A 9,490-nucleotide genomic window follows, 5' to 3' on the forward strand; every position below is an offset into this window, starting at 1 on the left:
TGAGCTCACACGCACAGGCAGAAAACACCGTATTCATTTGAAAGCAATTGCGACAATGCCCATGCCCCCCGACCTTGTGCTCTTTGACTGCGATGGCGTGCTTGTGGACAGCGAGCCTGTCACCAATGCACTGCTGGTGGAAAACCTCGCCGCGCGCGGTCTGCAAGTGTCCCATGATCGGGTCATCGACCTCTTTGTCGGCGGTACCATCGCAGGTGTGGCCCAGACAGCGCGCGACCTTGGGGCCACGCTTGAGGAAAACTGGGTGGACCTGATCTACGCGGAGATGTTTGAACGCCTCGCCCAAGAGGCCACGCCCGTTCTCGGGGTCCCATCGGTGCTTGATGCCCTGGACGCCGCTGGCATTCCCTATGCGGTCTGCTCCAACGGCCCCCATGCAAAAATGGACGTCACTCTGGCCAGATGTGGCCTCACCCAACGCTTCGCTGGCCGCATCTACTCCCGCGAAGATGTGCCAAATCCCAAACCCGCGCCTGATGTTTATCTCAAGGCCGCAGCAGATGCGGGCATTGCCCCTGCCAAATGCGTGGTGGTCGAAGATAGCCCCAACGGCGCACGCGCAGGCAAGGCAGCGGGCATGCGCACCCTAGGGTTCATCGCCGACACAGCCGCGGAACATCTCACGCCGATCTGCGATGCCGTCTTTGATGATATGCGTGCGCTGCCGGGCCTGTTGGGGCTTACTTCAAAATGATAGAGCGCTGATCGGGGTCATCGGGGAAAACCCGCCCGTGCAGGATGCACTCAAACATATGGTTGAACACCTTGCCGGGCTTTTTGCCGCCCCCGTCATCGAGGAAATACATATGCCCCGTTGGCCTGTCATAGCCGGTGTTCACATCGTCACAATCCACCTGAAACAGATTGCGTGGCGCGCGTGCGATGTTCTCCGGTCCCGTATGCCCCAGCCGCCGCGACGCAACCTTGTTGCGCAGGTTCGCGGCCTTACTGGCCCGCAACGCCAGATCATCTGAGGCATAATAGACCACCACATTGCGCGAGGCATGGCTGATCAGCTCCCCGGCTTTGCCCTCATGCACGGTCTCATTCACCACATCGGCGGCCACCATAAAGGTGTTGCGCAACAGCAGCGGCACGCCATCTGCCAGGTCATAGCGGTTCCACGCAACCAGCGTCTGACGCAGCACCCGGTTGCCCATGGAATGGGCCAGCAAATTGATCCGCTTCAGGCAGGGCGCAACATCGGGCTCATTGTCCGCACTGTTGCGCCATTCCATGAACCGCTCCAGCACCCGCGCAAAGGAATAGCCACTCTGATCCGCGGATTTTTGATCATCCCAGTAATCCTTGACCACACCACGATCATTGTCACAGGGCCAGATCAGCGGCAGCACCAGCACCTCTTTGGGCTTGGCTTTGTCGCAAAACGCCTGCAGCGCTGCCGCCCGCTCAAACACCACATCAGGCAGATTGTTGAAGCCGTGCACATAGAGCAGGATCTGGCGACATTCGCTTTCCCGCACCCGTTTCAGAAGTTCCCCACTGGTGATTTCAACGTGATGCCCATCCGCGCCTGTTTCGCAATAAAACACAGAATTGGATGGGGCATTGTTGTCCAGATCAAAGGTGAAGCGCCGCCCCTTCCGGCTGCGAATGCTTTGGGTGGGAAAGCGGTTGGTGATAAAAAGCATGGTCTGATCCACTCGTTAAACAAAAGGCTGCGTGCTGCCCTGCAGACACGGGCCTCTTTGGGTTGGTCGCAAACATCAAAACACCCACGTCGGGGTAAATCTGCGGCAGCTGCAAAAAGGAGCTGTGTTAAAAACAACAGTCCCTGCAGCCTAGAGGCAAAGATCGCCCATCGCAACGACACACCGCTTGTCACAAAACACACGCGCTTGTGGCTCAGGCGTGACTTGCCCCCGATGCAAAGCTGGCCCACTTTAACACCATCAAGATCATAAGGAGCGCCACCGATGGAAATGGCAGCCTCAATGGAAACCGCCTTTGATATTGTCGAAGTGCTTGGCCTCGTCTTCGTGCTGCTCTTTGCTGGGCTCGTGGCCCTCGCGCTGGTGCTGTTCATCATTGACCGCAATCAGACCGAAGACGCGATCCGGCGCAATTATCCGGTGATCGGGCGCTTTCGCCATATCTTTTCCGAACTTGGCGAGTTCTTTCGACAGTATTTCTTTGCCATGGACCGCGAAGAGCTGCCCTTCAACCGGGCGCAACGGGAATGGGTCGGTCGCGCGGGCGAGGGTAAATCCAATACCATTGCATTTGGCTCCACCCGCAACCTCAGCGTTCCGGGCACGCCGATCTTTGTGAATGATCCTTTCCCGCCGCTTGATGACCAATACGCCAAGTCAGAGCCGCTGCTGATCGGGCCAACCGCCCGCTCCCCTTATCTGGCGCCTTCTTTCTTCAATATTTCGGGCATGAGCTATGGCGCCTTGTCCAAACCCGCCATTCAGGCGCTCAGCCATGGTGCGGCGCAGGCGGGGGTCTGGCTCAATACGGGGGAGGGCGGCGTGTCGCCATTCCACTACGAAGGTGGCTGTGATCTGGTGTTTCAGATCGGCACCGCGAAATTTGGTGTGCGTGATGAACATGGCGGCTTGGATGATGCGAAACTGACAGAGGTTGCCAGCCACGAGGCCATCCGCATGTTTGAAATCAAAATGGCGCAGGGAGCCAAGCCCGGCAAGGGCGGCATTCTGCCCGGCGAAAAGGTGACAGCAGAGATCGCGGCCATTCGCGGCCTCAAGGTGGGCCAAGATGGCATCTCCCCCAATCGGCATCGCGAAATAGACAGCTTTGATCATCTCATCGACATGATCACCCATGTGCGCGAGGTCACTGGCAAACCTGTGGGCATCAAAACCGTGGTTGGTGCCGAGAGCACGATGCGCGAATTTTTTGAAACCATCACCCGGCGTGGTCCCGACTGCGCTCCGGATTTCATCACCATTGATGGCGGCGAAGGCGGCACAGGCGCAGCACCCATGCCGCTCATGGATCTGGTGGGGATGCCGGTGCGCGAAGCGTTGCCGCTGGTCGCCAATCTGCGCGAAGAATTCGGCCTGCAGGATCGTGTACGCCTGATCGCGTCAGGCAAGCTTGTGAATCCCGGCGATGTCGCCTGGGCGCTGGCGGCTGGGGCTGATTTCATAACCTCTGCGCGCGGTTTCATGTTTGCACTGGGATGCATTCAGGCGCTCAAGTGCAACAAAAACACTTGCCCGACCGGCATCACCACCCACGATCCCCGCTTTCAGAAAGGTCTGGTCGTCGATCGCAAGGCGCCCCGTGTGGCCAACTACGCCAAATCCATCGTGAAAGAGGTGGAAGTGCTGTCGCATTCCGTAGGGGTGTCAGAGCCTAGGAAATTGCGCCGCCGCCATGTGAGATTGGTGCAGGAAAACGGCCGCTCCGTGCCAATGAACGAGGTCTTTCCACGCCCCGACGCGGTTTAGGGTGTCGCTCGTGCTGGTGTGAAATCGGCGGCAAGCGTTTCGCATCTGATCGCTGAAACGTTACAGCCTGCCCACATCATCGTGACCCCCTGTGTGGCGGCTCTTTATGGCGATGTAAGGGGCAAGTGGTTTATGTCTGGTACAAGACAAAGGAGACGCTACATGGCCCACCGCTGGACCAACGACCTCACACATGACGATGTGACCCCAAAGTCCGCCTATATGAATCGCCGCCAAATCATGGCGGGGATGGCCGGTCTTGGCCTTGCAACCATCGCGCCCAAGGCACAGGCCGCCGGCGAGACGCTGGAGCCAACTCCTTTTGACGTCATCACCCAGTACAACAACTTCTATGAGTTCGGCACCCGCAAGGAAGACCCGGCCCGCTATGCCGGATCGCTGACCACCAAACCATGGTCAATCAAGATTGACGGCATGGTGAACAATCCGGGTGACTACGCTCTGAGCGATATCCTGTCCAAGATGACGATAGAGGAGCGCATCTATCGGTTCCGCTGTGTTGAGGCGTGGTCGATGGTGGTGCCTTGGAACGGGTTTGAGCTGAAAGACCTGCTGGATCTCGCCGGTGTGCAGTCAGGCGCTAAATACGTGGCTTTTGAAACGCTCTACCGTCCCGAAGAAATGCCCGGCCAGCGCCAGCCGTTTCTGGAATGGCCCTATGTAGAGGGCCTGCGTCTGGACGAGGCCAACCACCCGCTCACGCTGATGGCCACCGGGATTTACGGCAAACCCATGCCAAACCAGAACGGCGCGCCGATCCGTCTGGTGGTGCCTTGGAAATACGGCTTCAAGTCGATCAAATCCATTGTCCGCATCACGCTCACTGACAAAGAGCCGCCCACCAGCTGGAACAAATCGATCCCAAGCGAGTACGGCTTTTATTCCAACGTGAACCCAAAGGTGGATCACCCGCGCTGGTCTCAGGCCTCGGAGCGCCCGATCGGCGGAGGCTTCTTTGCCAAGCGCATCCCGACGCTGATGTTCAACGGCTACGAGAAAGAAGTGGCCGGCCTGTATGAAGGCATGGACTTGCGGAAGAATTACTAATCCGAATGAAGGGGCTGATCCTCATATCCCAAGTGACCTGCCCGCATTGCGGTCACGAGGCGGCACATCAAATGCCAGAGGACAGCTGCCTTTTCTTTCTGGAATGCCCGTCCTGTGAAGCGCTGATCAAACCGCTGCCCGGCGATTGCTGCGTGTTCTGCTCATACGGCACCGCGCCATGCCCGCCGATCCAACGTGGTGAAACCTGTGGGGATGCTGAAAATGACTGACGCACTCAACACCGCCATTCGCAAAACACCAAGCTGGCTGCTCTATCTTGTCGGGGCGGCCTATCCGGTCTGGCTGCTTTATGCGGGGTTCACCGGTGGCTTGGGTGTGGATCCGGTCAAGGCTATGGAACACGCGCTGGGCAAGGCGGGGCTTCAGGTCTTGGTGGCGGTTCTGCTGGTCTCCCCGCTGCGCCGTTTCACCCCTCTGAACCTGCTCAGCTGGCGCCGCGCGCTTGGCGTGATCAGCTTTTTCTACATCCTGCTGCACTTTCTTGTCTGGATGGTGCTCGATGTTCAGATCCTCAGTCAGGTCTGGGCGGACATCGTCAAACGCCCCTACATCATTGTGGGCATAGCCTCGCTGCTGATCCTGCTGCCACTGGCCGTGACTTCCAATAACCGCTCCGTGCGCAAGCTTGGCCCCAAATGGCGCAAGCTGCATAAGGCCACCTACGTCGCGGTGCTGCTGGGCGGCATCCATTACATCATGCAGATCAAGAGCTTTCAGTATGAGCCCTATGTTTATCTGATCGTGATCGTCGGCCTGATCGCCCTGCGCCGCCTGCCCAAACGCCAGATGCGCCGCCCGAAAAAGGGCGCACTCCAGCGTGCCGTTTAAGCCGAATCCGCACGCGCGTACCACAGCCATCAAAGACCAAATTCAGTTACAAGTTTTCACGCTTCTCCTCTGCGGAGTAAGGCGGCATTAACCGGGCCGCAGGTATGTCTCATCCGAAAGTATTATATCCACCTGTGAAAGGGTCAGAGACACATGCCGTCTTTCGTCTACAAACTGTCAACCCGCATCATTGCGCTTGCCATGCTGGCGCTGAGTCTGTCGGTGGTTTTGACACTGGTTCTGCAAAATCAGGTAAAGCAGACCACAGAGCATATGCGCGATGACAAGCTGCATGCGGTTACAGAGATCGCCATGAGCCTGCTTATCGACCTTAACGAAGGGGTTGAATTGGGCCTGTTCACGCTTGAAAACGCACAGGAAATGGCCAAAGAGCGTCTCTCAAATATGTCCTTTGGTGACAGCGGTTATGTCTATGCGTTCAGCGATGATTTCGTTGTTCAAGCCCATCCGGTCGCACCTCAGTTTGTTGGCACAAACCGCAAGGATTTTCAGGATGTGAATGGCATGTATGTCTATCAGGAGCTGCGCAAAGTCGCTCATGAACGAGGCGCAGGCACGTTGGTCTATCACTTTACCAAGCCAGACTCAGATATCATGGAAGCCAAAATCGGCTTTGTGCGCTACTATGAGCCATGGGGCTGGACCATTGGCACCGGTACTTATGTGGCCGACATCGATGCGCAAATGGCGGCGATTCGTAACAAAGCGCTTGGCGTGCTCGGCGTCGCGCTTCTGGTTTTGACAGCCGCCTCTATTATCCTGACCCGCAGTGTGACACGGCCGATGGGCACTCTGAGTTCCCGCATGGAAACACTGGCAGAAGGCGACACAGACAGCGATATTCCCTTCACCGAAACCAAGAACGAGCTGGGCGATATGGCCCGCACTGTGAATGTGTTCCGGGATGCTCTGGTGCGCCAGAACGATCTCGAAGAGCAGCAGAAACAGCGCGATGCAGCCCAAAGCGAGGTGGTGCAGACCCTCTCAAACCACTTGTCCAGCCTGTCCAAAGGGGATCTTGCAGCCAACATCAGCACGCCGTTTCCTGAACATTATGAGGCGCTGCGCCGTGACTTTAACGCCTCCATTGCCAACCTCAGCCAGACCATGACCGAAGTGGTCGAGGCCGCAGGCTCCATTCGCAATGGTGCTGGTGAAATCAGCCAGGCGTCTGACGATCTGTCCAAACGCACCGAGAGTCAGGCCGCGACACTGGAAGAAACCGCCGCAGCGCTTGATGATCTGACCACCTCGGTCAAATCTGCTGCCGAAAGCGCCCGCAATGTTGAAACCGCGATGGACGAAGCAAAAGCTGAGGCAGAGCAAAGCGGGGAAGTGGTGCAAAGCGCGGTCAAAGCAATGACAGAGATCGAGCAGAGCTCCAGCAAGATTTCTCAGATCATCTCGGTGATTGATGACATTGCCTTCCAGACAAACCTGCTCGCCCTGAACGCTGGTGTGGAAGCGGCACGTGCAGGGGATGCCGGACGCGGCTTTGCGGTTGTGGCCTCTGAGGTGCGCAACCTGGCACACAGCTCTTCTGAGGCGGCGATGGAGATCAAAGGCCTGATTGATGAGTCCTCCAAACTTGTCGGCCAGGGCGTGGAGCTCGTCGGCAAAGGGGGCGAGTCGTTTAACAACATCATCGAACGCGTCGGCAATATTTCCCAAATGGTGTCCGGCATCGCAGAAGGTGCGGTGGAGCAGTCCACCGGTCTGGGCGAAATCAATGCCGGTGTCGCGCAACTCGATCTGGTGACCCAGAAGAATGCCGCCATGGTCGAAGAAGCCACAGCCGCCGGCCACATGCTGAAAGGGGACGCCACCCAACTTTCGGAACTGGTCAACCGTTTCAACATTGATGCAACCGCGATCAAACGTCCGAAGCCACCGGTGGTGGAAACCAAGCCAGAGCCTGCGGCCAAGGCCCCCAAACCTGCGCCAAAGAAGAAGGCCCCGGCCAGCACGGCTCCGGCAAAGCCGCCCAAAGCCGCAGCTCCCGCGCCAACCCCTGCGCCAGCCCCCACGCGCCAGCCAGCTGCGATCAATTTTGATGATGGCAGCGCGGCAGCAGACATCTGGGCGGAGTTCTAACCGCTCGGCGTCTCACTTAAGTCAGGAGGCGGGCGATCACAGATCAATAGGGTGATAGCCCGCCCCCTGTGCCTCTTTGGGGCTGACTTGAAAGTGCTTTTTGAATTCGCGGCTGAAATGGGCCGCGTTTTCATATCCCACCCGACGTGCGGCTTCCGCGACTCCGATCTTGCCTTCCAGTAGCAACCCCTGCGCACGGCTCAGGCGCGTTGCTTTGAGATACTGCAATGGGGAAGAGCCCGTGATGCTCTTGAACGCGCGGTAAAACACCGGCGCACTCATCCCGGCGGTTTCCGCCAATGCATCCACATTTAGGTTTTCGGCATAGCTTTCACGGATCCGCGTGATGCTGCGGGCCACCCGATCATAATGGGAATCTGACTGCGCCAAAGCCTGAAGCGCACCGCCATGTGGGCCTTTAAGTGCATGAAACAGAATCTCACGCACGATCCCTTGTCCCAATGCCTGACTTTCCGCTTCTGAACACAGCGCTTTCAACAGCCGGTCGACCGCGCCTTTCAGATCTGCATCCGCCGGGGCAGGGGACAGCCCAAGAGACGCGACCTTATCGCGGCCCGTCTCCGCGGCGACCAGCGGGGCAAGCGCGCGCAGGTCGGCCGCGTCGATGTTGATGAACAGCCCCAACATGGGGTCTGTCTCTGTCGCAAATGTCGCGCAGTCAAAAGGTGTCGGCAAGCTCACCACCAGATAGTGGTCGGGATTGTACTCAAACACATGCTCACCCAGATAGCCGATCTTGTGGCCTTGCAGGATCAGGACAATGCCTGCGTTGTAGATCAGGGGCGCCCGGGGCACGGTCTCGGTGGACCAGAAAAACTGCACCTGTGGCAGCACCGTGTCCACGTATCCTGCACCTTGCGCAAAGCCATATCGTGTTTTCACCGCTTCCAGATGCTGCATCCGTTATTTCCTTGCTTCTGTGTGAGGGCTGTTGTCGCAAAAGATCATGTTTGCCGCAATAAATTAGCACCGCGCCTGCGAAATCGATAGGAATGCGCAAGTCTTCGAGGCAAAGCATCATTCTCTATCTGTGGGGTGGTCATTAGTTTGCAGTCACAGAAACGGCGGTAGCCCGCCTTACAAATGGAGACGGATATGTCTGAACACACCAAAGGTCTTGTTGTGATCACCGGGGCGAGCTCTGGGATTGGCGCCGCCATGGCGCAGCGCTTTTCTGAGGCTGGGCACCCGTTGCTTCTTGTTGCGCGTCGCGTGGAAAAGATCGAAGCACTGGGCCTTCCCAATGCGCTCTGCCGCAAAGTGGATGTGACCGATGCCGCAGCCTTCCGCGCGGCGATTGCAGACGCCGAGGCCGCTCATGGTCCGGTGGACTGTCTGGTAAACAACGCCGGGCTCATGCTGCTTGGGCAGGTTGACACTCAGGATCCGATTGAATGGCAGCGCATGTATGACCTGAACGTGGTGGCACTTCTGAACGGCATGCAGGCTGTGCTGGGCGAGATGAAGGCCCGCAACGCAGGCACGATCCTGAATGTCTCGTCAGTGGCAGGCAAGAAAGCCTTCCCGAACCACGCGGCCTATGTTGGCACCAAGTTTGCTGTCTCCGCGATCAGTGAAAACGTGCGCGAAGAAGTGGCCGATGCAAATGTCCGCGTGATGAGCCTGTGTCCGGGGGCTGTTGACACCGAACTCTTGGGACACACCACCGATCAGGATATCATTGATGGCTATGAAACTTGGAAAGACAGCATGGGCGGTGTGCTGCACGCGGATGACATCGCCCGCACCGCGCTCTTCATGTACACCCAGCCGCAGAATGTGAACATCCGCGACGTGGTGATCACTGCAACCCGTCAGCAGCCATAAACTGGACCAGCGGTTGACCTACTCCCCCAGCCGCTGCCTATTTGGCGCCAAGGGCTGCCTTCGCTCACGACAGAGCGGGGCAGCCCTTTTTTGTTTCTCCCCCTGTTGCGTTCTGCGGCATCTCCCGTTCGTTGGCCCTCGCGGTCATT

The 9,490-nt window shown here is 57.9% G+C and carries 9 protein-coding genes; 7 read left to right on the top strand and 2 right to left on the bottom strand.

Annotation, left to right across the window (positions count from 1 at the left end; all coding sequences use genetic code 11):
* Positions 1-61 precede the first annotated feature (61 nt).
* Complete coding sequence (locus tag PJL69_RS12755; RefSeq protein ID WP_333781880.1) at positions 62-715, top strand: HAD family hydrolase; 654 nt, start codon at positions 62-64, stop codon at positions 713-715.
* Here the strand turns inward: PJL69_RS12755 and PJL69_RS12760 are convergent.
* Entirely contained in the window at positions 702-1,673 is a 972-nt protein-coding gene (locus tag PJL69_RS12760; RefSeq protein ID WP_209098029.1) for an alpha/beta hydrolase, read from the bottom strand. The genes PJL69_RS12755 and PJL69_RS12760 overlap by 14 nt on opposite strands.
* Before the next feature lie 303 nt (positions 1,674-1,976).
* On the opposite strand from PJL69_RS12760, the gene PJL69_RS12765 reads away from it, so the two are divergent.
* From PJL69_RS12765 to PJL69_RS12785, 5 genes are all read left to right on the top strand, one after another.
* On the top strand, positions 1,977-3,461 hold the full coding sequence (locus PJL69_RS12765) for an FMN-binding glutamate synthase family protein (RefSeq protein ID WP_271310004.1): 1,485 nt from the start codon (positions 1,977-1,979) through the stop codon (positions 3,459-3,461).
* 162 nt (positions 3,462-3,623) lie between these two features.
* Positions 3,624-4,529, top strand: a complete 906-nt coding sequence (gene msrP, locus PJL69_RS12770; protein WP_271309983.1) for a protein-methionine-sulfoxide reductase catalytic subunit MsrP — start codon at positions 3,624-3,626, stop codon at positions 4,527-4,529.
* Positions 4,530-4,534: 5 nt separating this feature from the next.
* Positions 4,535-4,759 carry a GDCCVxC domain-containing (seleno)protein gene (locus PJL69_RS12775; protein WP_271309984.1) on the top strand — a complete coding sequence of 75 codons (225 nt, stop codon included), beginning with the start codon at positions 4,535-4,537 and terminating at the stop codon, positions 4,757-4,759.
* Complete coding sequence (gene msrQ / locus PJL69_RS12780) at positions 4,752-5,378, top strand: protein-methionine-sulfoxide reductase heme-binding subunit MsrQ (RefSeq protein WP_271309985.1); 627 nt, start codon at positions 4,752-4,754, stop codon at positions 5,376-5,378. Before PJL69_RS12775 ends, msrQ begins: the two co-directional genes overlap by 8 nt.
* Positions 5,379-5,531: 153 nt before the next feature.
* The gene (locus PJL69_RS12785) at positions 5,532-7,493 is read left to right on the top strand and encodes a methyl-accepting chemotaxis protein (protein WP_271309986.1); all 1,962 of its coding nucleotides are present in this window, start codon (positions 5,532-5,534) and stop codon (positions 7,491-7,493) included.
* Between the two features lie 36 nt (positions 7,494-7,529).
* On the opposite strand, the gene PJL69_RS12790 is transcribed toward PJL69_RS12785, so the two are convergent.
* Complete coding sequence (locus PJL69_RS12790) at positions 7,530-8,414, bottom strand: AraC family transcriptional regulator (RefSeq protein WP_209098033.1); 885 nt, start codon at positions 8,412-8,414, stop codon at positions 7,530-7,532.
* Between the two features lie 195 nt (positions 8,415-8,609).
* Here PJL69_RS12790 and PJL69_RS12795 point away from each other — a divergent pair, with 195 nt between their 5' ends.
* Positions 8,610-9,341: an SDR family oxidoreductase gene (locus PJL69_RS12795; protein WP_271309987.1), complete on the top strand. Its 732-nt coding sequence runs from the start codon at positions 8,610-8,612 to the stop codon at positions 9,339-9,341.
* Positions 9,342-9,490: the final 149 nt, after the last annotated feature.

Origin of the sequence: Shimia sp. MMG029 (assembly GCF_027947445.1) — a bacterium.
Lineage (GTDB): Bacteria > Pseudomonadota > Alphaproteobacteria > Rhodobacterales > Rhodobacteraceae > Shimia.

Excerpts from the sequence above, each read along its gene's own strand:
- PJL69_RS12765 (WP_271310004.1), top strand. The coding sequence starts at position 1,977 with ATGGAAACCGCCTTTGATATTGTCGAAGTGCTTGGCCTCGTCTTCGTG.
- msrP (WP_271309983.1), top strand. The coding sequence starts at position 3,624 with ATGGCCCACCGCTGGACCAACGACCTCACACATGACGATGTGACCCCA.
- PJL69_RS12760 (WP_209098029.1), bottom strand. The coding sequence starts at position 1,673 with ATGCTTTTTATCACCAACCGCTTTCCCACCCAAAGCATTCGCAGCCGG.
- PJL69_RS12785 (WP_271309986.1), top strand. The coding sequence starts at position 5,532 with ATGCCGTCTTTCGTCTACAAACTGTCAACCCGCATCATTGCGCTTGCC.
- PJL69_RS12755 (WP_333781880.1), top strand. The coding sequence starts at position 62 with ATGCCCCCCGACCTTGTGCTCTTTGACTGCGATGGCGTGCTTGTGGAC.
- msrQ (WP_271309985.1), top strand. The coding sequence starts at position 4,752 with ATGACTGACGCACTCAACACCGCCATTCGCAAAACACCAAGCTGGCTG.
- PJL69_RS12790 (WP_209098033.1), bottom strand. The coding sequence starts at position 8,414 with ATGCAGCATCTGGAAGCGGTGAAAACACGATATGGCTTTGCGCAAGGT.
- PJL69_RS12775 (WP_271309984.1), top strand. The coding sequence starts at position 4,535 with ATGAAGGGGCTGATCCTCATATCCCAAGTGACCTGCCCGCATTGCGGT.
- PJL69_RS12795 (WP_271309987.1), top strand. The coding sequence starts at position 8,610 with ATGTCTGAACACACCAAAGGTCTTGTTGTGATCACCGGGGCGAGCTCT.